General features: G+C 68.9%; 26 protein-coding genes. 3 read left to right on the plus strand and 23 right to left on the minus strand.

Features of this window, described 5'->3' with window-relative positions:
* Positions 1–78: 78 nt before the first annotated feature.
* On the plus strand, positions 79–1,395 hold the full coding sequence (locus H5J31_RS12060; protein ID WP_181772604.1) for an aldehyde dehydrogenase family protein: 1,317 nt from the start codon (positions 79–81) through the stop codon (positions 1,393–1,395).
* A gap of 9 nt (positions 1,396–1,404) precedes the next feature.
* Here the strand turns inward: H5J31_RS12060 and H5J31_RS12065 are convergent, their stop codons facing one another.
* The 12 genes from H5J31_RS12065 to H5J31_RS12120 form a co-directional block, all read right to left on the minus strand.
* Positions 1,405–3,207, minus strand: coding sequence for a DUF6541 family protein (locus H5J31_RS12065; RefSeq protein WP_181772605.1), 1,803 nt, complete (start codon positions 3,205–3,207; stop codon positions 1,405–1,407).
* Between the two features lie 9 nt (positions 3,208–3,216).
* Positions 3,217–4,293 carry a serpin family protein gene (locus tag H5J31_RS12070; protein WP_181772606.1) on the minus strand — a complete coding sequence of 359 codons (1,077 nt, stop codon included), beginning with the start codon at positions 4,291–4,293 and terminating at the stop codon, positions 3,217–3,219.
* A gap of 61 nt (positions 4,294–4,354) precedes the next feature.
* On the minus strand, positions 4,355–5,626 hold the full coding sequence (locus H5J31_RS12075) for a deoxyguanosinetriphosphate triphosphohydrolase (protein WP_181772607.1): 1,272 nt from the start codon (positions 5,624–5,626) through the stop codon (positions 4,355–4,357).
* A gap of 29 nt (positions 5,627–5,655) precedes the next feature.
* A complete protein-coding gene (locus tag H5J31_RS12080; protein ID WP_181772608.1) occupies positions 5,656–6,291 on the minus strand; it encodes a YdcF family protein in 636 nt (211 codons plus the stop codon).
* 32 nt (positions 6,292–6,323) lie between these two features.
* The gene (locus H5J31_RS12085; protein WP_181772609.1) at positions 6,324–6,929 is read right to left on the minus strand and encodes a response regulator transcription factor; all 606 of its coding nucleotides are present in this window, start codon (positions 6,927–6,929) and stop codon (positions 6,324–6,326) included.
* Positions 6,926–8,122: a sensor histidine kinase gene (locus tag H5J31_RS12090; RefSeq protein WP_181772643.1), complete on the minus strand. Its 1,197-nt coding sequence runs from the start codon at positions 8,120–8,122 to the stop codon at positions 6,926–6,928. Before H5J31_RS12090 ends, H5J31_RS12085 begins: the two co-directional genes overlap by 4 nt.
* 13 nt (positions 8,123–8,135) lie before the next feature.
* On the minus strand, positions 8,136–8,864 hold the full coding sequence (locus tag H5J31_RS12095) for an ABC transporter permease (RefSeq protein ID WP_181772610.1): 729 nt from the start codon (positions 8,862–8,864) through the stop codon (positions 8,136–8,138).
* Positions 8,861–9,784: an ABC transporter ATP-binding protein gene (locus H5J31_RS12100; RefSeq protein ID WP_181772611.1), complete on the minus strand. Its 924-nt coding sequence runs from the start codon at positions 9,782–9,784 to the stop codon at positions 8,861–8,863. The genes H5J31_RS12095 and H5J31_RS12100 overlap by 4 nt, the downstream gene beginning before the upstream one ends.
* Positions 9,785–9,965: 181 nt before the next feature.
* Positions 9,966–11,354: a glycine--tRNA ligase gene (locus H5J31_RS12105; protein ID WP_181772612.1), complete on the minus strand. Its 1,389-nt coding sequence runs from the start codon at positions 11,352–11,354 to the stop codon at positions 9,966–9,968.
* A 91-nt stretch (positions 11,355–11,445) separates the two neighbouring features.
* Positions 11,446–12,111 carry a class F sortase gene (locus H5J31_RS12110; RefSeq protein WP_181772613.1) on the minus strand — a complete coding sequence of 222 codons (666 nt, stop codon included), beginning with the start codon at positions 12,109–12,111 and terminating at the stop codon, positions 11,446–11,448.
* Positions 12,112–12,291: 180 nt separating this feature from the next.
* On the minus strand, positions 12,292–12,921 hold the full coding sequence (locus tag H5J31_RS12115; protein ID WP_181772614.1) for a class F sortase: 630 nt from the start codon (positions 12,919–12,921) through the stop codon (positions 12,292–12,294).
* A 7-nt stretch (positions 12,922–12,928) separates the two neighbouring features.
* A complete protein-coding gene (locus H5J31_RS12120) occupies positions 12,929–14,005 on the minus strand; it encodes a hypothetical protein (RefSeq protein ID WP_181772615.1) in 1,077 nt (358 codons plus the stop codon).
* A gap of 265 nt (positions 14,006–14,270) precedes the next feature.
* On the opposite strand from H5J31_RS12120, the gene H5J31_RS12125 reads away from it, so the two are divergent.
* Positions 14,271–14,654 (plus strand): ArsR/SmtB family transcription factor, encoded by a 384-nt coding sequence (locus H5J31_RS12125; RefSeq protein WP_407925042.1) that lies wholly within the window; start codon positions 14,271–14,273, stop codon positions 14,652–14,654.
* Positions 14,655–14,656: 2 nt separating this feature from the next.
* A complete protein-coding gene (locus tag H5J31_RS12130; RefSeq protein ID WP_181772617.1) occupies positions 14,657–15,070 on the plus strand; it encodes a Fur family transcriptional regulator in 414 nt (137 codons plus the stop codon).
* Positions 15,071–15,149: 79 nt separating this feature from the next.
* Here H5J31_RS12130 and H5J31_RS12135 read toward each other — a convergent pair whose 3' ends face one another.
* The 11 genes from H5J31_RS12135 to H5J31_RS12185 form a co-directional block, all read right to left on the minus strand.
* Positions 15,150–15,875, minus strand: coding sequence for a TIGR03943 family putative permease subunit (locus H5J31_RS12135; protein WP_181772618.1), 726 nt, complete (start codon positions 15,873–15,875; stop codon positions 15,150–15,152).
* Positions 15,872–16,888, minus strand: a complete 1,017-nt coding sequence (locus H5J31_RS12140) for a permease (protein WP_181772619.1) — start codon at positions 16,886–16,888, stop codon at positions 15,872–15,874. Before H5J31_RS12140 ends, H5J31_RS12135 begins: the two co-directional genes overlap by 4 nt.
* Before the next feature lie 37 nt (positions 16,889–16,925).
* The gene (locus H5J31_RS12145) at positions 16,926–17,348 is read right to left on the minus strand and encodes a hypothetical protein (RefSeq protein ID WP_181772620.1); all 423 of its coding nucleotides are present in this window, start codon (positions 17,346–17,348) and stop codon (positions 16,926–16,928) included.
* A complete protein-coding gene (locus H5J31_RS12150; protein ID WP_181772621.1) occupies positions 17,345–18,166 on the minus strand; it encodes an isoprenyl transferase in 822 nt (273 codons plus the stop codon). Before H5J31_RS12150 ends, H5J31_RS12145 begins: the two co-directional genes overlap by 4 nt.
* Positions 18,167–18,205: 39 nt before the next feature.
* On the minus strand, positions 18,206–18,967 hold the full coding sequence (recO, locus tag H5J31_RS12155) for a DNA repair protein RecO (protein WP_181772622.1): 762 nt from the start codon (positions 18,965–18,967) through the stop codon (positions 18,206–18,208).
* A gap of 49 nt (positions 18,968–19,016) precedes the next feature.
* Entirely contained in the window at positions 19,017–19,448 is a 432-nt protein-coding gene (locus tag H5J31_RS12160) for a CD225/dispanin family protein (protein ID WP_181772623.1), read from the minus strand.
* Between the two features lie 40 nt (positions 19,449–19,488).
* On the minus strand, positions 19,489–19,968 hold the full coding sequence (locus H5J31_RS12165) for a CD225/dispanin family protein (protein ID WP_181772624.1): 480 nt from the start codon (positions 19,966–19,968) through the stop codon (positions 19,489–19,491).
* A gap of 54 nt (positions 19,969–20,022) precedes the next feature.
* Entirely contained in the window at positions 20,023–21,213 is a 1,191-nt protein-coding gene (locus H5J31_RS12170; RefSeq protein WP_181772625.1) for an RDD family protein, read from the minus strand.
* A 148-nt stretch (positions 21,214–21,361) separates the two neighbouring features.
* Entirely contained in the window at positions 21,362–21,814 is a 453-nt protein-coding gene (locus tag H5J31_RS12175; RefSeq protein WP_181772626.1) for a DUF2752 domain-containing protein, read from the minus strand.
* Entirely contained in the window at positions 21,811–22,161 is a 351-nt protein-coding gene (locus H5J31_RS12180; protein ID WP_181772627.1) for a CD225/dispanin family protein, read from the minus strand. Before H5J31_RS12180 ends, H5J31_RS12175 begins: the two co-directional genes overlap by 4 nt.
* A gap of 25 nt (positions 22,162–22,186) precedes the next feature.
* Positions 22,187–22,528 (minus strand): CD225/dispanin family protein, encoded by a 342-nt coding sequence (locus tag H5J31_RS12185; protein WP_181772628.1) that lies wholly within the window; start codon positions 22,526–22,528, stop codon positions 22,187–22,189.
* Positions 22,529–22,665: the final 137 nt, after the last annotated feature.

Raw genomic sequence — 22,665 nt, forward strand, 5'->3', positions numbered from 1 at the left:
TAGGCTGACATTCGGCATTCCTTCCCGCACACCGGTTTCTTCGGCGTCCCCTCCGCACTCCCCCACCGGAGGAAACACATGGGCCACCTCGCCGTCGAGGATCCCGCGACCGGACAGCGAATCACCACCGTCCCGGATGCCGGGCCCGCCGATGTCGACAAAGCGGTCCGTGCCGCCGCCGATGCCTGGCCCGCGTGGCGCGCCACGGACCGGCACGCGGCGCTGATGTCGTGTGCGGTCGTCGTCGAGGAGGCCGCGAGCGTGCTGGCCCCCGTACTGACCGAGGAACAGGGGAAACCGCTTCGGGAAGCCGAAACCGAGTTCGCCAGGGCCGCGGCGCGGCTGCGGTACTTCGCCCGGCTGCGCCTGGAACCGCGGGTCGACGGCCGGGTGGAGGCACACCGGCGCCCACTGGGTCCGGTCGCCGCGATCACCCCGTGGAACTTCCCCGTGCGGCTGGCCGTCGCGAAGCTCGCGCCGGCGTTCGCCGCCGGGAACACGGTGGTGCTCAAGCCGTCGCCGCGCACCCCGCTCACCACCCTGCACCTGGGCCGGATGCTGGCGGAGGTGCTGCCACCCGGTGTGCTGACCGTGCTCACCGGGCAGGATCCGCTCGGCGAGCATCTGGTCGCGCATCCGGGGATCAGGAAGATCGACTTCAGCGGCTCCGTCCCCACCGGGAGGCACGTGGCGGCCGCGGCCGCGCCCGCGTTGAAACGACTGACGCTGGAACTGGGCGGCAACGGCCCCGCGATCGTCCTCCCCGGCACCGATCCCGCGGGTATCGCGGAAAGACTGTTCTGGAGCGCGTTCGCCAACTGCGGGCAGATCGGCATGGCCGTCAAACGGGTCTACGCCATCGGATCCGCCTACGACGGAGTCGTGGCGGCGCTGGCGGCCTTGGCGGAGGAGGTCGTGGTGGGCGACGGGCGGACACCCGGAACGCAGATGGGCCCGGTGAACAACCGGTCGCGCTACGACCAGGTCACCGGTCTCATCGAGGAAGCGCGGTCGGACGGCGCGCGGATCGTCACCGGCGGACGGCTCGACGGGCCCGGGTACTTCTTCGCACCGGCGATCCTCGCCGAGGCGCACGACGGGATGCGAGTGGTGCGCGAAGAACAGTCCGGCCCGGTGCTGCCGATCGTGCGATGCTCCACAGTGGACGAAGCCGTCGGGCTGGCGAACACCTCGGCGGCCGGCTCGTGCGGTTCGGTGTGGGGCGCGGACGAGGAACGCGCCGCCGAAGTCGCGAGACGGCTCGAATGCGGGACGGTGTGGGTCAACGAGCAGTTGGCCCTGCCCCTCGACGAGCCGTTCACCGACCCGGATGGATCCTGGGGCATCGAGGGCCACACCGAACCGTTCGTCGTGCGCCGCCCCGCGGGTGACTGACCGGCCGCGTCAGGGGGTGATCGTCCGGACGTCCCAGACCCAGACGCCGTCGACGAACTCGGCGGGTTTGCGCAGCAACAGGTCCACGGTGGCCCGGAAGGCGTCCTGGTGTTCGCGCGGGATCAGCACGAGCACGTCGGCGTTCCAGTACCGCAGGTCTTCCAGCGCCTGCACCCGCTGCGATTCGGTGATCGTCGCGGGGACGCCGGTCTGTTTGATCTGGTCGAAGATGATCGACGTCGGCCGCTGGACGGCGCCGTAGCGGCCGCGTTTGTCGTCGGGACCGCTCGGCCCGACGAAGTACCCCTCCGGCATGGAGTAGCCGAGTCCGGCGTCGATCTGCCAGTGCAGCGGTTCGGATTCGCCGGAACTCGGCAACGGAACGGGCACCACGGTCCCGCCGGGCGCGACATAGGTCCGCCAGGTGCCGTCGGCGAGGAACTTCGGTGTCGGCGGCCGTTCCTTGACGATCAGTTGTGTCGGCGCCACCGGCAGCAGGACCGCGATGACGACGCCGATCCACAGCAGCCGCAAGGGGAACTGCCGCTCCCCCGGTGTTTCCGGCAGTTTCGACGCGGCGGCGTAGACACGCTCGGTCGCGAGCGCCAGCAGGGCGCCGATGAGCGGGATACAGCCCATCGCGAGCCGCGATTCCAGCAGGGACTCGAACAGCGGCAGCCCCGAAAGCAGCTTCCACGGCCCGGGGATACCGGTGTTCTCGTGGACCACCACGAGTTCCACACCGAGGGAGAGCCAGGCCATCACGAACATCGAGATCGCCAGCGCCCGCGCGAACACCTCGCGCCACAACCAGACGGTGATGATCACCATCAGCACGATCAGCGGCCAGCCGAAGAAGGCGTTCTCCTCGGTGCGGTTCATCGACACGTCCGCGGCGGCCTGCGGCTGCCCGGCGACCGACTGCGTCGCGAACCGGGTGAACGCGGCCGTGTCGTTGCCGACGGGACCGTGTTCGATCGCCTGGTAGCTCTGCGGGCCGAAGAACTGCCACCACAGCGGGAAAGCACACAGGACCAGCGCCACGAGGACGCCGATGCCGACCCCGACGCCCAGCGGTTTCGCCATCGGCCGGAACTCGCGGTGGTTCGTCGCGAAGTAGGCGATGGCGAAGATCGCGAACGCCATCGCGAAGATCAGCAGTGGCTCTTCGCCGAGGAAGATCTGGTACGCCGCGAGCAGGCCGAGGAAGATCCCGTTGCGGACCGGGCGTTCGCCGCGGGCGATCTTGAACACCAGCAGTGCGATGAACGGCAGGACGAACCACGCGACGAAGTTCGGATGCGCGTTGCCGTGCGAGATCATCGGCGGGGCGAATCCGACGAACGCGCCGCCGATGGCCGCGCCGACCCGGTGGGTGACCAGATGCCGCGAGAACACCCAGTACCAGGCCGCCGCCGTGCCGGCGAGACCGCCGGTGAGCGCGATGGCCCAGGTGACGGTCGGCCCGAAGGTGAGGGTGACCGGCGCCAGCGGGATGCCGATACCGAGCATGGCCGTGTTGGCCATCAGGTTCACACCGAGCGGATGGTTCTGGAAATGCGTCGTGAGCGGGTTGTTCAGGTGCAGCACGTTGTCCGCGGTGACGGAGAAGAACCACTCCCACAGGTTCTGGTCCGAAGCGCTGTTCCAGAGGTAGCCCTCTTCGAGGTCGAGCCAGAGCCCGTTGTAGAGCAGGAACGCGAACAACAGGAAGCCGCCCATGATGGCGGCGTCGGCACCGGTGAACCGGCGAGGTCGCCCGGAAGTCTCCTCGGCCACTTCGGCGGCCGCCTCAGCCTGGAAAAGACTCACTGACCATCCTCACGGCTCGACTACGCGGGCGAGAAAGTAGATCACACCCGTCGTGGCATGCCGCACGAGCAGGAGGAACGGGCGATCGACGGCGACTTCGAGCGGCTCGTCGACCATGATCGACGTCAGCCGCATCAGCACCGCTGTCGCGGCGGCGCCTTCGAGGCCCTGTTCGTCGATGCGGAGCACGGACTGGTGGACGACCTCGGACACTTCGAGCCGGTCGTCGTCGGCGAGTCCGGTGAGGTCGGCGCGCGCGGTGAACATGGTCCGTACGCCGAGTTCCTGGAGCTTCTGCGTCAGCGGGCTCGCGACGTCGAGGTCCAGTTTCGGCAGCGACAGGCTGATCGTCTTGGAACGGGTGTTCTCCAGCAGACCGGCCAGCTTGCCCGCGTCGAGTTCGGCGTCGTCGAGTTCGCCGTCGGGCAGCAGGACGATCGCCTCCACCCCGCCCTCGGCGCCGAGGCGGACGACCTGCCAGCCGTCCTCGTGGGTGTGGTCGAGCCGCTTTTCGAGCCACATCGTCGGCACGGTACGGGTGCCCGACGGCGCGTGGAAGTCCGCGGGCGCGGTGTTGTCACTCGAGAACGGGTTGGTCCACGCGGTTTTGAGATACAGCGCGTTGACGATGGCGGCGACGGTGTCCGGAGCGACCGTCCCGGGCTGCAGCAGTTCGGGGATCAGGTCGCGGGTGGCCTCGGCGACATCGGCGTTGATCAGCCTCCGCGCGGCCTCCGGGTCGTCGCCGAACGGCGCGCTCGCGACCTTGCCGCCCGGCCACGTCGCCAGCTCCTTGCGGAAGGAGTCTTCGAGTGGGAGGCCGTCCCAGGCCCAGAGCGTGTTCGCGACCGCGAGTTCGGGGCCGTCGTCGAGCAGCGACGAGGCCTTGTTCAGCAGGTCGGCGAGGTCGTCCGGATCGCCGAGGAGCTCGACCAGCTCTTCTCTGGTCTTCCCCTTCGCGGCCTGCGTCACCAGGCCGAGCGCGCTCGCGATCGAGTACGGCGAGAAACACGCGTTCTCCGCGCGGCTCGCCAGCACCCGATAGAGGTCCAGACCAAACCTGAGGTGGCTTTCGACAGCGCCCATGCCGCCGACCGTACCGTGCACGGGCCGGTCCGTCTCCTGTCCGAAAGTTCCGCCTTCGCGCTCAGCCGTGGCGGCCGGTGTGCCAGGCGTGCCACGCGGAGGCCTGCGCGTCCGTGAGCGACGCCACCTGGTCGACGACCACGCGCAGACGGGCCGCGTCGTCCGGGGCCGCCTCCCACGCCGGGAGGAACAGACCGTCCAGCGCCTCCGGGGCGCGGCGGCACAGCGCCCCGACCAGTTCGGCGAGCATCTGACGCTGGCCGTCCTGCATCGCCAGGCGCCGCCTGTCGCTCATCACGTACCGCAGCGCGAGCGCCTTGAACAGCGCGACCTCGGCCGCGACCTGCTCCGGGATCACCAGTTGCGCGGCGTAGCGGCTCAGCGGGCCCTCGCCGTACACCGTCCGCGTCGCGCCGACGACCGCCGTCGCGAACCGGCCGACCAGTTCGCTCGTCAGCCGTTTCAACGCGACCTGTGCCTTGAGCGAGCCGTCGAGGCCCGGCCTGGCGAGTTCCGCGACGACGGGCAGGTCGAGCAGTTCCTTCGCCGCACCCTCCAAAGTGGACTGCGACTGGTCCGAAAACCGTTGCGCCGCCTCGGCCACCGCGGCACGTTCCTCGGAATCGGCCAGCACCTGCAACGAGATCCGACCGGCCAGTACACCGTCCTCGACGTCGTGCACCGAATAGGCGACGTCGTCGGACCAGTCCATGATCTGCGCTTCCAGGCAGGTACGGCGCTCGGGCGCGCCTTCGCGGATCCACCCGAACACCTCGGCGTCGTCGGCATAGACGCTGTACTTGGGGTTGCCCTCCTCGCGCTGCCACGGATACTTCGTCGCGGCGTCGAGGCAGGCTCGGGTGAGATTCAGCCCGCCCGAGGACCCGTCTTCGAGCAGGACCTTGGGCTCCAGCCTGGTCAGGATCCGCAGTGTCTGCGCGTTGCCCTCGAACCCGCCGCAAGGCCGCGCGACCTCGTTCAACGCGCGCTCGCCGTTGTGCCCGAACGGCGGATGTCCGATGTCGTGCGCGAGACCCGCGGTGTCCACCAGATCCGGGTCCGTGCCCAGTTCGTCCGCGATGCCGCGGCCGATCTGCGCGACCTCCAGCGAATGCGTCAGCCGGGTGCGCGGCACCCCGCTGACCTCGGCACCTTCACCCGGACCGACCACCTGGGTCTTACCGGCCAGCCGCCGCAGGGCCGCCGAGTGCAGCACGCGCGCGCGATCACGGGCGAAGGCGTTCCGCCCGTCCTCGGCGCCTTCCAGCGCCGCGCCCTTGGGCCGCTCGGGCAGCAGGCGCGCCCTGTCGGCCGAGGTGTAGGTGTCGCTCACCGGCCCAGCTTAAGCGCGATCACCGACACTTACAGAGCGTCGACCGGGGACTTCGTGAGCCGGTAGTACAGCAGCGCACCGGTCTCGCGGACGATGTAGAACGCCTGGGTCTCGCGGGTCTGCACGATCGGGCCGCTGTGGGTGGGCGACGTCCAGGCGTCCAGGCCCAGGTCGTCGGCCATGGTCCGGGCGCGGAACGAGTGCCACGGGTCGCTGACCAGGACGGCCGTCTTCCAGCCCCGCTTCTCCACCTGCTCGGCGACCGCGCGGAGGCTGCGCAGGGTGTCACTGCCCTCGCCGACGGCGAGCGTGGCCGAAACGGGCACGCCCCGCTTCCGCAGCCACAGCGCGCCGGCCTGGGCCTCGGTGTAGTTGTCGTCGGCCTTCTTGCCGCCCGCGGTGACGATCGTCGCGGCGACACCCTGGTCGTACAGGGCCTTCGCCTTGGCCAGCCGCGACTGGAAGATCTCCGACGGCCTGCCGTTGTACTGGGCCGCGCCGAGCACCACGATGACGTCGGCCCGGTCGCGCACGTCCTCGCGCGCGACCTGCCAGACGCGGAACGCCGTCCCGCCGATCACCGCGAAGACGACCAGCAGCGTGCCCGCCACGATCCGGCGCACCCAGTTCGCGCGGGTGGGTTTCGTCCGTACGGCGGTACTCACGAAGGTGATTCTCGCAGAGCGGCGAGGTGATCTCAGAGCCAGCCGTGCTCTTCCGCGAGACGTACCGCTTCGGCCCGGGTCCGCGCCCCTGTCTTGCCCATCGCGGCCGAAAGATGGTTGCGCACGGTGCCTTCGGAAAGGTGCAGCGCACGGGCGATGTCGGCCACCGTGCTGCCGTCCTTCGCCGCCTTGAGGACGTCGTGTTCGCGTGCGGTGAGCGGGCTCGCTCCGGTGGCGAGCGATTCGGCGGCGAGGGCGGGATCGACCACCCGGAGTCCACTGTGGACTCTCCGCACCGCGTCGACGAGTTGCTCCGGGGGCGCGTCCTTCACCACGAATCCCGCCGCGCCCGCCGCCATCGCCCGCGAGAGATAGCCGGGTCTGCCGAAGGTGGTGCAGATGATGATCCGGCACGAGGGCAGGGCGCCGTGCAGTTCGGCGGCGGCTTCGAGACCGTCCTTGCCCGGCATCTGGACGTCGAGCAGCGCGACGTCCGGGCGGGTCTCCTCGGCCTTGGGGAGCACGTCGTCCCCCGAACCGACCTGGGCGACCACCTCGATGTCGGATTCGAGGCCGAGCACCGTGGCAAGGGCGCCGCGCACCATCGCCTGGTCGTCGGCGAGCAAGACCCGGATCACGCACACCCTCCAGAGGGTTCGGCGAGCGACGCCCGCACGTCGCTTCGCATCGTCGCGGCCGGGACCTCGGCCCGGAGCAGCCATCCTCCCCCGGCCGGCGCGGAGGCCTTCAAGGTCCCTCCGACGGCCTCCAGGCGTTCCGTCAGACCACGCAGACCGTTCCCGGCCGCCGTCTCGCCACCCCGGCCGTCGTCCTCGACCTCCAGCCAGGTCTGGCCGAAGCGGACCTTCACCCGCTTCGCCGCGGAATGCCGGAGCACGTTGGTGACGGCCTCCCGCAGCACGTACCCGAAAGTCCGCTGCAGGCCGGGATCGACGTTGTCCACCGCGTGCGGCAGGTCGGCGTCGATCTCGGCCGCCCGCAACGCCGCCCGCGCCCCGGCGAGTTCCGCCGAAAGCGACACCTCGCGATACTCCGACACGGTGGCGCGGATATCCGACAGCGCGCTGCGGGTCAGGCCTTCGACCTCGCGGATCTCGTCGATCGCGCGGCCGTCGTCCTTGCCGCTCTCCAGCATCCGGCGGGCCAGCCCCGCCTTCACCGTGATGGTGGTGAGGCTGTGGCCGAGGATGTCGTGCAGGTCCCGCGCCAGGCGTTCGCGCTCCCCCGCGACCGCGAGCGTCGCGATCTCCTGGTTCGCCGCTTCGAGTTTCCGCACCGCGCGGACCAGGTTCGCCATGAAGAACATCGCCGCCGTGATCGAAGCCACCGAGATCAGGTCGCCGAAATCGTCCCGCCCCTGGAAGAGGTGGACGACCAGGATCAGCGACAGCGCCCCGCCGTCCAGGATCGCCGCCCACGCCGGCGAGAGGGTGAAGGCCAGCACCGCCGTCGCGTAGATCAGCACGTACGGGTTGCTCTCGGACAAGAAGGTCAGGATGAGACCGATACCCAGCATCGCCGCGGAGAAGGCGTAGGTCATCCTTCGGCGGTACGGCCGGAGAACCAGCGGGAACAGCACGTAGCAGGCGGCATAGGCGACCAACAGCACGACGATCAGCACGTCGGTCCAGGTACGCCCGGCGGAGAACACGGTGAGCCCGGCGGGGATGAGCAGCGGCAGGATGAACAGGAGGCTGAGCAGACCCCACCGCCCCGGACGCGGTCCCCGGCCGGTCCGCGGCGGCATGTCCGACCACCAGTTCTCGCGGTTGTTCAGGCCCGTCTTCACCCTGCCCGGGTAGTCGTCCACCGGTTCACCCTTCTCAGACCCGCGCACTGTCCTTACGGTAACGCCTGATCACCAGCGCACCGAGCACCGCGGTCCACGCCGCGAGCACACCGGCCGCCGCCGGGAAGCTCACCGTGAGATGGTCCGTGACGACCGGGCGGACCAGCTGGATCAGCCAGTACGTCGGCGTCACCTGGGCGAGGTCGCTCATCCACGAAGGCATGCCGTCGATCGGGATCCACAGGCCCCCGAGGAACCCCATGCCCATCGTGACGACCATGCTCACCGGCTGCATCGACTCCGGCGTGCCGAACTGCCCCAGCAGCAGGCCCAGCAGGACCAGCGGGATGGCGCCGATCCAGATCCCCGCCACCAGCCTCAGCCAGGCCGAGGCATCGAGATGGACGCCCTGGAAGAGCACGGCGACCAGCGGGACCAGGATCAGGGCCGGGAGCGCCACCAGCATCGACGAAAGGCCCTTGCCGCTGAGGTAGCCGGCGCCGGTCAACGGGGTCAGCCGCAGCTGCCGCTGCCAGCCCGTGGAGCGCTCGATGGCCAGTTTCGCGCCACTCGTCATCGCGGCGGAGAAGGTGCCGAAAGCCATCATGTTGACCATGATCACCCCGGCGATGTTCACGTCGGCGGCACCGAAAACGTTGGTCTGTAGCAGGAACATCAGTACCGGGAAGGCGACCGCGAAGAGCACGAACCGCGTCGAGCGGAAGGTACGGACGATCTCGGTCTTGAGATAGGTCGGGTTCATCGGACGGCTTCCTCGGTGGTTTCCGTTGTCAGGGAAAGGAAAGCGCCTTCGAGGCCGATGGCGCTGATCTCGATGTCGTGTGCTTCGGGAACCTGGGCCAGCAACGCCCGGAGCGTGGTGTCGGAATCGGAACTTGAGAGGGCTACGCGGTCGCCGCGGAGTTCGAAACCGGTGATCGCGGGCAGCCCCGCGATCACCGGCTCCGCCGCCGCGGGCACCACCGCGCGGACCGTGCGTCCCCCTGCCAGCGCACGGACCTGCGCGACCGAACCGTCCGCGACGATCCGCCCCGACCGCATCAGCACGACGCGGTCGGCGAACTCTTCGGCCTCTTCGAGATAGTGGGTCGCGAACAGGACCGTGCGACCGGAGTTCGTGTACTCGTACATGGACTTCCAGAACTCGCGGCGCGTGCCGACGTCCATCGCGGCCGTCGGCTCGTCGAGGATCAGCAGATCCGGGTCGCTCACCAACGCGACCGCGAACCGCACACGCTGCTTCTGCCCACCGGAAAGCCGGGTGGAGCGCCGGTTCGCGATGTCGTCGATCCCCGCGCGGCGCAACGCCTCGCGCACCGGCATCGGCTTGCGATGCAGGGCCGCGACCATGCCGACCGTCTCCGCGACGGTGAGATCCTCGACGAGCGCGCCACCCTGCAGCATCGCGCCGATCATCCCGTCGCCGACCGCGTCACCCGGCTCGCGCCCGAAGACGGTCACGGTGCCGCCGTCGGGCCGCGTGAGACCCAGGATCATGTCGACGGTGGTGGACTTGCCGGCGCCGTTCGGCCCGAGCAGGGCGACCACCTCGCCCGGCGCGATCGTGAGGTCGACACCGTCGACGGCGCGCACGTCGCCGTAATGCTTACGCAGGCCGGAAAGCCTTACCGCCGCCCCCGCGGTGATGTCTTGTTCTCTCATGCCTAGAGCTTGTCGCTCCAGGGCTTCGCGGCCTTGGGCCGCGCGTCACGACCTGAGGGTGACACTTGTCAGGGGTGCGCGCTGGGGCCGGCCCCGCTCCCCCGTCCCTGAACGCTATGAACGGCCCGTTACTTGCAAATTTTGCAAGTAACGGGCCGTTCATAGCACTACGCGAGGGGCGTCAGCAGCCGATCAGGCGGCCCGCCAGGTAAGCCTCGAGCTTGTCGATCGCGACCCGCTCCTGCGCCATGGTGTCGCGTTCGCGCACGGTCACGGCGAGGTCGTCGAGGGTGTCGAAGTCGACGGTGACGCAGAACGGCGTCCCGATCTCTTCCTGGCGCCGGTACCGCTTGCCGATCGAACCGGCGTCGTCGAAGTCGACGTTCCAGTGCTTCCGCAGCGTTGCCGCGACGTCGCGCGCCTTCGGCGTGAGATCGGCGTTGCGGGACAACGGGAGCACGGCGACCTTGTACGGCGCGAGCCGGTAGTCCAGCTTCAGCACGGCGCGCTTGTCGACGCCGCCCTTGGCGTTGGGGACCTCGTCCTCGTGGTACGCGTCGACCAGGAACGCCATCATCGAGCGGCCGACACCGGCCGCGGGTTCGATGACGAACGGGCGGAACCGCTGCTTCGAAGCCTGGTCGAAGAACGACAGGTCGACGCCGGAGTGGTTCGAGTGCGTCGTCAGGTCGTAGTCGGTGCGGTTCGCGATGCCCTCGAGCTCGCCCCACTCCTGGCCCGCGTTGAACGCGAACCGGTACTCGATGTCGACGGTGCGCTTCGAGTAGTGGGAGAGCTTTTCCTTCGGGTGCTCGTAGTGGCGCAGGTTCTCCGGCTTGATGCCGAGATCCTTGTACCACTCGGTGCGCGCGTCGATCCAGTACTGGTGCCAGGTCTCGTCCTCGCCCGGCTCGACGAAGAACTCCATCTCCATCTGCTCGAACTCACGCGTGCGGAAGATGAAGTTGCCCGGCGTGATCTCGTTCCGGAACGACTTGCCGATCTGGCCGATGCCGAACGGCGGCTTCTTCCGCGCGGTGGTCTGCACGTTGAGGAAGTTGATGAAGATGCCCTGCGCGGTCTCCGGGCGGAGGTAGTGGACCCCCTCCTCCGACTCGACCGGGCCGAGGTAGGTCTTCAGCATCATGTTGAAGTCACGCGGCGCGGTGTACTCGCCCCGGTTGCCGCAGTTCGGGCACGGGACCTCGGACAGGTCGTCCTCGGTCACCTCCTTGCCCGTACGCGCGGAGAAGTCCTCGGCCAGCTGGTCGGCACGAAAACGCTTGTGGCAGGACAGACATTCGATCAGCGGGTCGGTGAAGACGTCGAGGTGACCCGACGCGCTCCAGACCTGGCGGGGCAGGATCACCGAGGAGTCGAGGCCGACGACGTCGTCCCGGCTCTGCACGACGGTCTTCCACCACTGGCGCTTGATGTTGTCCTTGAGTTCGACCCCGAGCGGCCCGTAGTCCCACGCCGACTTGGTACCGCCGTAGATCTCTCCACACGGGAAAACGAAGCCTCGACGCTTACACAGGCTGACGACGGTCTCGATGGTGTTCGCGGGCACTCCACGCTCCGAAGCATGCGGGGACGGTTAGGACTGGAACGACAAGACTAACCGCAGGACCCCGCACGACCTCCGGCGAGGTTGGAACGGGTCAGGGACGGCTGACCAACGACGCGGTGACGATGCGGTTGTCCTCGTAGCCGTCGGTCCCGCCCACGTACTCGCCACCACAGGTGACCAGCACGAGCCGGTGCGGCCCGTCCGGCCCGAACAGCTTCTCGGCCTGCTCGGCCAGCTTCGTCTTGTGCACGGTGACGATCTCGCCGATCTTGTAGACCCATTTGCCGCCGTCGGTGTCGACGAGGCTGACCTCCTGGCCGGTCTTGAGCCGCCACAGCTCGTCGAACGGGCCCTTCTTGCCCTTCCAGTTCACGTGCCCGGACAGCAGGGAAGCGCCCTGCTCGGCGCCCAGTTTCGCGCCCCACCAGGTGGCTTCGTCGAGGCCCTCGGGGATGGGAAGGGTGCCGTCGGCGGTCAGTTCCTTGCGGATCAGCTTCGCCGTGCCGCCGCCGGGCAGTTTGACCGTGCCGGGCGATTGACCCGTGTCGGCCGGGGTGTCCCCGGGGGTCTGCGCCGCCGACGCGTTCGCCTGATCCTGCGCGGCCGCGACCACCGGGTCACTCTTTCCGGTGAAAACGAACACCGCGATCACGGCCGCCACCACGAAAACTCCGGCGCAGGCGAGGATCCAGCCCAGGCCGGAGCGTTTCTTCGGCTGTTCCTCGCTCGCCGCACGGTCGTCGAACTGTCCCACCATCGGGTATTACTCCTTGCTCGCTTCAAGCCGCCGGAGCGGCCGGTGTCGCTAGACACGCGACACGAGCTGACGCGGGTTGCATCGACTTCAGGTGGGGTCAGTCCTCCCGCGTTTAGTCCTCTGAATGCGGTAGTTGCGCACGCAAGGACCGCATTCAGAGGACTAAACGCGGGAGTGGGGTCAGGCGGGCGGGCCGGAGACGGGGGTGGCGACGACGACGCGGTTGTCCCGGTAGCCGTCGGTCCCGCCGAGGTAGTCGCCGCCGCAGGTGACCAGCACCAGCCGGTGCGGCCCGCTCTGCGTGAACAGCTTCGCCGCCCGCGCGGGCAGATCGTTCTTGTGCACGGTGACGACCTCGCGCACGCGGTAGGTCCAGATGCCGCCCGCGGCGTCGCTGACGCTCACTTCCTGGCCGTCCCGCATCCGCCAAAGCTCGTCGAACGGCCCTTCCGCGCCACCCCAGTTGACATGCCCGGAGATCAGGGCCGTCCCGGAGTCGGCGCCGAGCCGCGCGCCCCACCAGGCGGCGTCCTGCAGACCACGCGGGATCGGGAGGATGCCGTCGGCGTTGACCTCGGACCGGACGAGCTTCGCCAGCCCGCCTTCGGGCAGGCGGATGGTGCCGGGCCGCTGTCCGCGTGTCGCGCTGTCGGCGGGCAGCGCCAAGGGGGCACCGTCCTCCCCCGGCAGGACCGCGGGTTCGGCGAACGAAACCGGGGTTTCGGGCGGGATCCAGGTCAGCACGATCACGCCCGCCGAGATCGCGAGCGCGGACGCGACGGCGGAGGCTCCCGCCAGCCAGTTCCGCACGAGAACGCTACTTCTCGCGCACCGAAGCGGGGTTACGACGACGGAACAGCAGCATGGCCGCGGCGCCGATCACGATGCCGGCGCCCAGCAGGCCGAGTCCGACCACGGTCCGCGTCGAGTCGGCCGTCTGCGGCGGGATGCCGCCCGCGGGCACGGTCCCCGGCACCGCGGGCTGCTCGGGCGCCGCGCCCGGGCCGGTCCCGCCGGCGGGCTTCGCCACGAAGTTCTTCGGGATCGAGCAGCTCACGCCGCCGAGCACGATCGTCGTGCGGGCTTCGCGCAGGTCCGCGCCCGCCGGGTTCTTCACGTGCGTGACGATCTCGAGCTTCCAGCCCGCGGCCGCGTTGACGTCGCCGTTGCGCCAGCCGTCCTGCCGGATCAGCTGGTCGAAGGCGGACACACGGGACACGGTCAGGTCGGAGCTGGTCTTCTCCTTGCTGATGTCCTCGCCCTGGACGGTCGACGGCGGGCCGAGCTTGAGTCCCTTGACGTCGACGCCCGAAGCGCCGGACGACTTGAGATCGCCGTTCCCGTCGCGTACCCAGATCTTGCTCACGCTCGTCGACGACGCCGGCTTGCTCGGCGAGGTGCAGTCGACGGCGCTCTTCGCGCCTTCGAGCACCAGCACGGTGTTGTCGGCGGGCGTCGCGCCGCCGTGCCCGTTGTCGATCAGGGCGTAGTTGCTCTCCGCCACCGCCGTCGGGACCGTGGTCTGCTGCAGCGCGGCGAGCACGTTGTGGTCGCGGCTGGCGACACCCTTCGGGTACGGGCTCTGCGCGGCCGCGCCGTAGCGGCCGAGGTTGATGTCCCAGTTGCCACCGAACGTCTTCTTCTCGCCGTCGTCACGCGGGACCTTCGTGCGGTCCGGGGAGAGCTTCGACTGTCCGGGGGTCAGCGGTGATCTCTGTGTTTCGGTGATCAGCGAGCCGGAGTTCCCGATGCGCACCGACGCCACATTCGCGAACGACACCGGGCCGGTCTTCTCATCGACGGCCTGCGTCGTCTGCGCCGAGGCGAGCCCCGGAACCGACACAAAAGCGAAGGCCGCCGTCACGGCGCCCAGCTTCGTCACGAAACGAGTCATGTCTCCCCACTGCCTCTCCGGGCCCTCCGAGCGCGGTCGTCAGCGTACGAGAAGCGACGAAACGCTCCGCGACAACCTTGCACCGTCAGCGACCACATGCGAAGTGGAATGGTCATTTCTTTGCGAAGTCACCCGAATGGAGTAGTAACGGGGCCGCCAAGTGGTCGCCCGGTCGGCGAACAGACCCCACGAGGCGGGAACACTAAGATGAAGCCGACTGTTACTGGCAATGACTTCGGAAATCATGATGAACATGGAGGCGGCGATGGCTACGGTGACCCCGGACTCGGCCGCCCCTGGCTTCACGGAAGACCCCGGACCGCACTCGACGGCCCGGCCCCCCGCCGAACCCGCGGCCTCGGCCTCGGCGTCCGTCCTCGCCGACGCCGGTGACCTGCTCCGGGCGCTCGCCGCGCCGGTGCGCATCGCCATCGTCCTGCAACTGCGTAACGCGGACCGGTGCGTGCACGAACTGGTGGACACACTCGATGTCGCGCAGCCGCTGATCAGCCAGCACCTGCGGGTACTGAAGACGGCGGGCGTCGTACAGGGTGAGCGACGCGGCCGAGAGGTGGTGTACCGGCTGGTCGACGATCACCTTGCGCATATCGTGGTGGACGCCGTAGCCCACGTTCAGGAGGGGAAGTGAGCATGAGTCCCACGACAGCCAACAGTTCCGCGCCGGTGCCGGGACGCCGGTCGACGAAACAGCGGTCCGCCGTGGTCGAACTGCTCAAGGAGATCGACGACTTCCGCTCCGCCCAGGAACTGCACGACGAGCTGCGCAAACGCGGCGACGGGATCGGGCTCACCACGGTGTACCGGACGCTGCAGTCGCTGTCCGAGGCGGGCGAGATCGACGTCCTGCGCACCGACACCGGCGAGGCCATCTACCGGCGCTGCTCGTCGCACCACCACCATCACCTGGTGTGCCGGCTCTGCGGCAGCACCGTCGAGGTGGAGGGTCCCGCCGTCGAGCGGTGGGCCGAGAAGATCGCTTCGGAGCACGGGTTCTCCGACATCAGCCACACCGTGGAGATCGTCGGGACCTGCTCGAACCACTGACGCCAAGTGCTATGAACGGCTCGTTACTTGCAAAATTTGCAAGTAACGAGCCGTTCATAGCACGCTGCGGCACGCGCGATCAGTACTCGTAGGGGTCCTTCGGCGCCGGAACCTGGCGCACCGAAGTGAGCGTCAGGTCCGGCATGTAGCTGTTCTCCCGCACGGCCGTCCCCGGGACGACCACGCCGGTCACCTCGAGCCAGGTGTCGTTGCCGAAGCCGGAGACGCCGTCCCCCACCAGCCGCACGGTGATCGGGTAGGCGTCGGCCGCACAGCAGCCGATGACCAGCCTGGCCAGCATCGTGTCGCCCTCGTTGTGCACGACGAAACCGGACAGCTTCACCGTGCGGCCGTTCAGCGTGCCGCTCTTGTCCCAGCCGGCGCGGCTGACGAACTCGTTGACCTCCAGCGGCACCACGTCGCCGGCCGGCAGGGGCGGGAAGGCGGCCGCGTTGCTCGCCGAGGCGCTTTGCGGCGCCCTGGCCTCGGTGCGGGTCACCGAGTCGGCGCCCAGCGCGGGCGGCGCGACCAGGAAGACGGCCAGCACCGGCACCATCAGCAGCCACGCCGAACGCGTGTCGTGGTCGTGCGCGTGGACGTCCCCGGAGACCGCGGCCTCGGCCCGGGCGGCCAGCAGGTCGCGGACGATCGCGACCGCGCCCAGCGCGACCATCACCGCGCCGCCGGCGATGATCCACGGCTGCTGCGCGGGTTTCACGTAGCGCAGGTAGTCGCCGTTGATGGTGATCTTGAGCAGCGCCCCGCCGAGCAGGATCAGCAGGATGTTCTGCGTCTCGCGCTTCACGCGCCACCTCCGAGGATGAGCACTCCCGAGACGACCGCGCAACTGAGCGCGACGACGAACGTCACCGGCGCGAACCGCAACGCGAACGATTTACCGAAGGTGCCGGTCTGCAGGGCGAACAGTTTCACGTCGATCGCGGGCCCGACCACGAGGAACACCAGTTTCGGCAGCAGCGGCATCGCGGTCAGTGACGCGGCGACGAAGGCGTCGGCCTCGCTGCAGAGGGCCAGCACGACGGCGAGCACGGCCATCACCAGCACTCCGAGCACGATCTGCTCCCCCAGCACCCCGAACCATTTCGCGGGCACCAGCACGTTCATCGCGGCCGCGATCATCGCGCCGAGCACGAGGAAACCACCGGCCTCGACCAGGTCCGCCCGCGCGGTTTCGGCGAAGGTCTTCCAGCGCGAACCGTGCTGGACCTCGGGAAGACGCCGCAGCGCGCGCTCCGCGATCCAGTCGAGCTTGCCCCACTTCGCCCACAGCCAGCCCATGACCATCGCCGTGGCGAGCGAACCGGCGAAGCGTGCGAAGACCATCTCCGGATTCCCGGGGAACGCCACCGCCGTCGCGACCAGCACCACCGGGTTCACCGCGGGCGCGGCCAGCAGGAACGTCAGCGCGGCCGCGGGCGCGACACCCTGGCCGATCAGCCGTCGCGCCACCGGCACCGACGCGCACTCACAACCCGGCAGCGCGACACCGGCCAGCCCCGCGACGCCGACGGCCGCACCGGCTCGCTTGGGAAGCACCTTCTCCAGCACCCGCGCGGGCACGAATGCCGCGATCGCGCCGCTGATCAGCACCCCGAGCACCAGGAACGGCAGTGCCTGCACGCAGACGGCGACGAAGACCGTCGAGCCGGTCCGCAGCGCGGGCACGTCGAACACCTGCTGGAGCCAGCTCTGCCCGAGGATCGCGATCAGCAGGATCGCGCAGAGCACCTCGATCGAGGTGATCTTGAACCGCCGGGCCGGCTTCCGCTCCGGGGCGCTTCTGGAAATGGTTTCCATGCGCGAGATGATGCCAGGTGACCCTGTGTGGAGACGGTCAGTCCCCGGGGGCGGTGCCCAGCAGATCGGTGCGCAGCTGCGAAGCGGTCGACACGACCAGCATGAGCAGCGTCCCGAGCGGCGAGGCGTCCATGCCCTCGGCCGGGAACGCGTACCTCAGTGTGATGTCGATGCCCTTCTCCGAGCGCACCACGCCGAGCGTCCCGAACAGACCCTGCCCGGCACGTTCCGCCGCCGAGGCCGCGATCGCCGGATCGTCCGGCAGATCCCAGGCGACCACGCAGGTCAGGCTCAGCACGGTCAGCCCCTCGGCCAGCCGGGTCGCCTGGATGACACAGGGGACGTCCGCGTGCGAGAAGGTCAGCGCGCCGTCGTCGTCGACGTGGACTTCGAGATAGCGTTCGAGGGCTTCCCGTGCCGACGTCAGCAACGCCGCCGTGTCCGCTGCTTCGGTGGTCATGGGGTCCCTTCAGAGGCCTTGTCGACGGCGCCGCCGAAGCGCCTGTCGCGTTTCGCGAACTCGAGGCAAGCCCGCCACAGGTGGGTGCGGTCGAAATCCGGGAAGAGCGTGTCCTGGTAGACCATCTCGGCGTACGCGGACTGCCAGAGCAGGAAGTTCGACGTCCGCTGCTCCCCCGACGGCCGCAGGAACAGGTCCACGTCCGGCATGTCGGGCTGGTACAGGTACTTCCCGATGGTCTTCTCGGTGACCTTGTCCGGGTTCAGCTTCCCGTCGGCCACGTCCTGGGCGATCCGGCGCATCGCGTCGCCCAGTTCGGCACGGCCGCCGTAGTTGACGCACATCGTCATGTTCAGCGCCGTGTTGTTCTTGGTCTTCTCTTCGGCGACCTGCAGTTCCTTGATGACGCTCGCCCACAGCTTCGGACGGCGGCCCGCCCATCGGATACGGACGCCGATCGAACCGAGGTAGTCGACCTGGCGGCGGATGGTGTCGCGGTTGAAGCCCATCAGGAAGCGGACCTCTTCCGGGCTCCGCTTCCAGTTCTCGGTGGAGAACGCGTACACCGACAGCCATTTGACGCCCAGCTCCACGGCTCCGCTGGCGACGTCGATCATCACCGCTTCACCGCGTTTGTGGCCCTCGATGCGGGGCAGCCCGCGCTCGTTGGCCCAGCGGCCGTTGCCGTCCATCACCAGCGCCACATGCTTCGGGATCAGTTCCCGGGGGATCTCCGGCGGCCGGGCACCGGACGGGTGCGGCTCCGGCGCGCGAAGTTCGAATTGTGACGCCTTGTTCTCGCGTCCCCTGCGCAGCACCTTCGAGCCTCCTGATCGAGTGAACCTGTGCCTGCGACCCTACTGCGCCGGGGTGGGGGTCTCCCGCGCACGCCTCTCCACCAGCGGCAGCGAGCGCAATTGACGCTCCAGATGCCACTGAAGATGGGCCGCGACCAGGCCTGAGGCGTCCCGCCGCGGCACCGGTTGCGACGCCTCGGCCACCGTCCATTCGCCGTGCAGGAGCGCCGCGAGCAGTGTCAGGACCTCGTGCGAGGGATGCACACAGCCGGGCACCCGGCAGTCCGGGCACATCGAGCCGCCCGCCGACACGCTGAAGGCCTTGTGCGGCCCCGGCAGACCACACCGGGCGCATTCGGTGATCGCGGGCGCCCAGCCCGCGTAGGCCATGGCCCGCAGGAAGAAGGCGTCGAGGACGAGGGAACTGTCGCGTTCACCACCGGCCAGCGCGCGCAGCGCCCCGACGACCAGCATGTAGAGCTTGAGGACCGGCTCGCCCTCTTCGGCGGACAGCCTGTCCGCCGTCTCGGCGATGGCGCTCGCGGCCGTGTAGCGCTGGTAATCGGCCACCAGCGGGAGCGCGAAGGCGTCGACCGTCTCGACCTGGGTGATCACGTCGAGGGACCGGCCGGTGTAGAACTGGACGTCGACGTGTCCGAACGGCTCCAGGCGGGCCCCGAAGCGCGAAGAGGTCCGACGCACGCCTTTCGCGACCGCACGGACCTTGCCGTGCCGCCGCGTGAGCAGGGTGACGATCCGGTCGGCCTCACCCAGCTTGTGCGTTCGCAACACCACTCCGGTGTCGCGATAGAGGTTCACCACCCCGACATCGTCCCACCTGGGACCGACATCGGGGTGGTTCGCCCCGAAATCAGCAGTAGCTGCCGTAGCAGCTGTACGTCGACGCCGAGGTCGCGAGGATGACGGCGAAGATGATCCAGACGATGGAAAGCAGGCAGCCGATGCCACCGATGATGGTGGCGATCAGGCAGAGCGTCTTCGTCGACTTCGACGCCTGCTCCGCCATCACGTAGTTGCCCTGCATCTTGTACGTGTTGACCTCGTTGGACTTCATGATCGCGAAGATCGCGATGATCCAGAAGAGGAAGATGCAGCCGATCGCCCAGCCCTTGTAGTCCTTGATGGCGTTGATGTCGCCGCCACCGCCCGGCATGCCCGGGGCACCGTAGGGCTGACCGTAAGGAGCGGGCTGTCCGTAGGGGGCGGGCATGCCGCCGGACGGGGGTCCGTAGCCAGGCTGCTGCTGACCGTAGGGCTGCTGCTGGCCGTAAGGGTTGGTCATCGAAAGGTTCCTCGTTGTTCTGTTGTCTTGGCGCGCGGGACTAGAACGCCGACGCGACGCCCAGGATGATCCAGAGAATGGAGAAGAGGCAGCCGACGCCGCCGATGATCGAGGCGATCATGCACATGGTCTTCGTCGACTTCGACGCGTCCATGGCGGCGGCGTAGTTGCCCTGCATCTTGTACGTGTTGACCTCGTTGGACTTCATGATCGCGAAGATCGCGACGATCCAGCAGAGGAAGATGCAGCCGATCGCCCAGCCCTTGTAGTCGGGGATCGAGTTGATGTCGCCGCCACCGGGCATGCCGCCCGGGCCGCCGCCACCGTACGGCGAAGGCTGGCCATACGGCGCGGGCTGGCCGTAGGGCGCCGGCTGCCCATAGGGCATCGGGGTGGCTCCCGACGGCTGGCCGTACGGCGAAGGCGTGGCGCCGGACGGAGGTCCGTAGCCGGGCTGAGGCTGCTGGCCATAGGGCTGCTGCTGGCCGTAGCCGGGCTGCTGACCGTACGGATTAGTCATCGGGTTCCCCACTTTTGTCGTGCTTTCCGGCGGGTGGATCCCGCCGGTCCGGTGCTACTGGTGCGGCGGCCCGGGCTGGTTCGGCCCGTCCGCACCGGGCAGCTGCTGCCTCAGCTGCTCCGGCGTGATCTTCTGCGTCGGCTCGGCTTCGTCGAACCCGGACGGCGCCTGCTGACCCGAACCCGGGTGAAGCACCTGTGTCGGCTCGGCCTCGCCGAAGCCCGGTTCAGTCTCGGACTCCGACGACGGCACCGGGGTTCCCTGTGGCTGCTGCCCGAAAGCGGGTGGCTGCGGCTGCTGCCCGAACGGCTGCTGCTGGGCCTGCTGAGGCTGTCCGAAGGGCTGCTGGGGCTGCTGGCCGAAAGGCTGGGACGGCTGCTGCGGCTGCGGCTGGCCGAAGGCGCCGGACTGAGGCTGCTGCGGCTGCCCGAACGGCGTGGGCTGCGCGGGGAATCCGGGCTGTCCGCCGAACGGCTGGGCCGCGGGAACCTCGGCGTCGACGGGAAGCACGACGGTGGTGAGGATCTTGTCCGCGAAGGTCTGCCGCTTCTGGTCCCACAGCGGCCACCAGTACCCGAGGCCGCAGAGGGCGTTGTCGAGGAAGTGGCAGAACTCGCGCGCGATCGTCAGGCCGATACCGAGCGGCTCGCCGGTGGTCTCCTTGACGAGTTTGATCTTCAGGTAGCGCTTGCCGAGCGACTGCCCGGTGGTGCCCATCAGGATCCATCGGTTCCAGATGCTGAAACCGATGAAGACGATCCCGGCGATGCCCAGCGCGATGCTGGCTTCGGACTTGGTCACCAGGTAGTAGATCCCGCCGATGAGGTAGACCAGGAGGATCGGGCTGAAGTCGATCAGCATCGCGGCGAGTCGTTTGCCCCAGTGGGCGTAGGCGTTCGGCATCGGGCCGTACGGCGAGGCCTGGCCGAATTGCGCGGGCGGCGCCTGCCCGAACGGCGGCGGGCCGCCGGCGGGCTGTCCGAACGGCGACTGCTGACCCTGCTGGCCGAACGGCGGCTGGTGGCCGCCCTGCTGGCCGAACGGCGAGGACTGCGGCTGACCGAAAGGAGAAGGCTGGTCGCCCTGCTGGGGCTGCTGCCCGAACGGCGAGGGCTGCTCACCGGAGGGCGGTTGTCCGAACGGCTGCTGCGACTGCGGTGACTGCTGCTGCCCGTCCCCCGGAGGAGGCCCGGACCCGGGCGGCGGCTGCTGTCCCGGCGGCTGCTGGCCGTAGGGAGTGGTCATCGAAATCCCCTTGCTGGTTCCTCGCCCCTTGCCGCACGGGCCTCGTGCGGCGACCCGGCCTGAATGTACGGCATGGGCACACGCCGAGCAGACCGGTGCGCGGGAGCGTACTCGGTGCCACCGACGTTCCGGGTCTCGGCCCGGCCGCTCAGACCTTCAGCGACGTGAACGGGGCGAAAGGCAGGTTGCGGATGACGAACCAGACGGCGAACACGATGCCGAAGGCCAGCGGCGTCCAGCGCCAGTGCAGCCAGCTGTTCACCGCGCGGCCGCGGAGTCTGCCGACGGCCCAGGCGGCGGTGCTCCAGACGAGCATCAGAACGACCACAAAGGACACCGCGTTGTAGTGCAGCGCGGCGGGGATGTCACCGTGCAGGACGCTGTAGACCATCCGCATGCCGCCACAACCGGGGCAGGTGATACCCAGCAGGAGCTTGGTGGGGCAGACCGGAAGCGGTCCGCCCGGGGTGGTGGGATCGCCGAGCCAGAGCGCGACGCAGCCGAGGCCGGCGCCGGCGGCGATGGCCAGGGGTGGTCCCAGCGCGCGGGCCTTCGCCTTGAACCCGCGCGCCGGGAATCCCGTGTAGACGGACGTCGTCACGGCGTGAAGCTTCCCGCCGACGCCCCGATGATGACCATCACCACGATGAAGATGATGTACAGCACGAAGAGCCCACCGGTGGCGATCGCGCCCCACATGGACCACTTCTTGGCGTCGTCGGCGGCCTTCTGGGCTTCGGCGTGGAAACCCTGTGCCCACAACGACTGCACCTGGCTCGACTTCACGATCGCGACGATACCCAGCGGCAGGCAGCACAGCACCGTGCAGAGAATGGCCCACACCAGGTTGTTGTCCGGTGGAGGACCGTAACTCGGCGCGCCGCCGTAATACGGCTGCTGCGGCGGAGGCCCACCCGGAGGCGGGTAGTTCGGGTACTGGTCGGTCATGAGGTCTCCCCCTCGGTCGCCGCTATCAGCGGTAGTTGGGCACGTCGACCGACGCCGCGAAGACGCCGAGGACGACGACGAGCACAACGTAGAGAATGATGACCACGACACCGGCGATCGCGGCGATGATCGACCACTTCTTGGCCGCGTCGGCCGCTTCCTGCGCGGCGGCGGGCTGGCCCTGCGCCCAGAGGGTGTTCACCTGGTTCGACTTGACGATCGCGACGATACCGAAGGGCAGGCAGCACAGGATCGTGGTGAGGATGGCCCACACCAGGTTGTTGTTGGGCGGCGGGCCGGGGTTGTTGAAGCCGCCACCGCCCTGAGGGTCGCCGGAGTAGTTGGGCAGGCCCTGGTTGTCGGTCATTTACCGCTTTCCCTTCACGAATGAAATATGCAGATCGACCCGCGCGCGCCGCTGCCCGATCAGCGATCACCGGAGTCGAGGAGTGAGACTCTAAGGTTCGCCGTCCGGTTCCACATCATCAACCGGTCTCCGCGACC

The organism is Amycolatopsis pittospori, assembly GCF_013870525.1.
In the GTDB taxonomy this organism is placed as follows: Bacteria; Actinomycetota; Actinomycetes; order Mycobacteriales; family Pseudonocardiaceae; genus Amycolatopsis; species Amycolatopsis pittospori.

Excerpts from the sequence above, each read along its gene's own strand:
- H5J31_RS12060 (WP_181772604.1), top strand. The coding sequence starts at position 79 with ATGGGCCACCTCGCCGTCGAGGATCCCGCGACCGGACAGCGAATCACC.
- H5J31_RS12070 (WP_181772606.1), bottom strand. The coding sequence starts at position 4,293 with ATGGGCGCTGTCGAAAGCCACCTCAGGTTTGGTCTGGACCTCTATCGG.
- H5J31_RS12095 (WP_181772610.1), bottom strand. The coding sequence starts at position 8,864 with ATGAACCCGACCTATCTCAAGACCGAGATCGTCCGTACCTTCCGCTCG.
- H5J31_RS12100 (WP_181772611.1), bottom strand. The coding sequence starts at position 9,784 with ATGAGAGAACAAGACATCACCGCGGGGGCGGCGGTAAGGCTTTCCGGC.
- H5J31_RS12110 (WP_181772613.1), bottom strand. The coding sequence starts at position 12,111 with ATGGTGGGACAGTTCGACGACCGTGCGGCGAGCGAGGAACAGCCGAAG.
- H5J31_RS12120 (WP_181772615.1), bottom strand. The coding sequence starts at position 14,005 with ATGACTCGTTTCGTGACGAAGCTGGGCGCCGTGACGGCGGCCTTCGCT.
- H5J31_RS12125 (WP_407925042.1), top strand. The coding sequence starts at position 14,271 with ATGGCTACGGTGACCCCGGACTCGGCCGCCCCTGGCTTCACGGAAGAC.
- H5J31_RS12130 (WP_181772617.1), top strand. The coding sequence starts at position 14,657 with ATGAGTCCCACGACAGCCAACAGTTCCGCGCCGGTGCCGGGACGCCGG.
- H5J31_RS12140 (WP_181772619.1), bottom strand. The coding sequence starts at position 16,888 with ATGGAAACCATTTCCAGAAGCGCCCCGGAGCGGAAGCCGGCCCGGCGG.
- H5J31_RS12145 (WP_181772620.1), bottom strand. The coding sequence starts at position 17,348 with ATGACCACCGAAGCAGCGGACACGGCGGCGTTGCTGACGTCGGCACGG.
- H5J31_RS12160 (WP_181772623.1), bottom strand. The coding sequence starts at position 19,448 with ATGACCAACCCTTACGGCCAGCAGCAGCCCTACGGTCAGCAGCAGCCT.
- H5J31_RS12165 (WP_181772624.1), bottom strand. The coding sequence starts at position 19,968 with ATGACTAATCCGTACGGTCAGCAGCCCGGCTACGGCCAGCAGCAGCCC.
- H5J31_RS12170 (WP_181772625.1), bottom strand. The coding sequence starts at position 21,213 with ATGACCACTCCCTACGGCCAGCAGCCGCCGGGACAGCAGCCGCCGCCC.
- H5J31_RS12180 (WP_181772627.1), bottom strand. The coding sequence starts at position 22,161 with ATGACCGACCAGTACCCGAACTACCCGCCTCCGGGTGGGCCTCCGCCG.
- H5J31_RS12185 (WP_181772628.1), bottom strand. The coding sequence starts at position 22,528 with ATGACCGACAACCAGGGCCTGCCCAACTACTCCGGCGACCCTCAGGGC.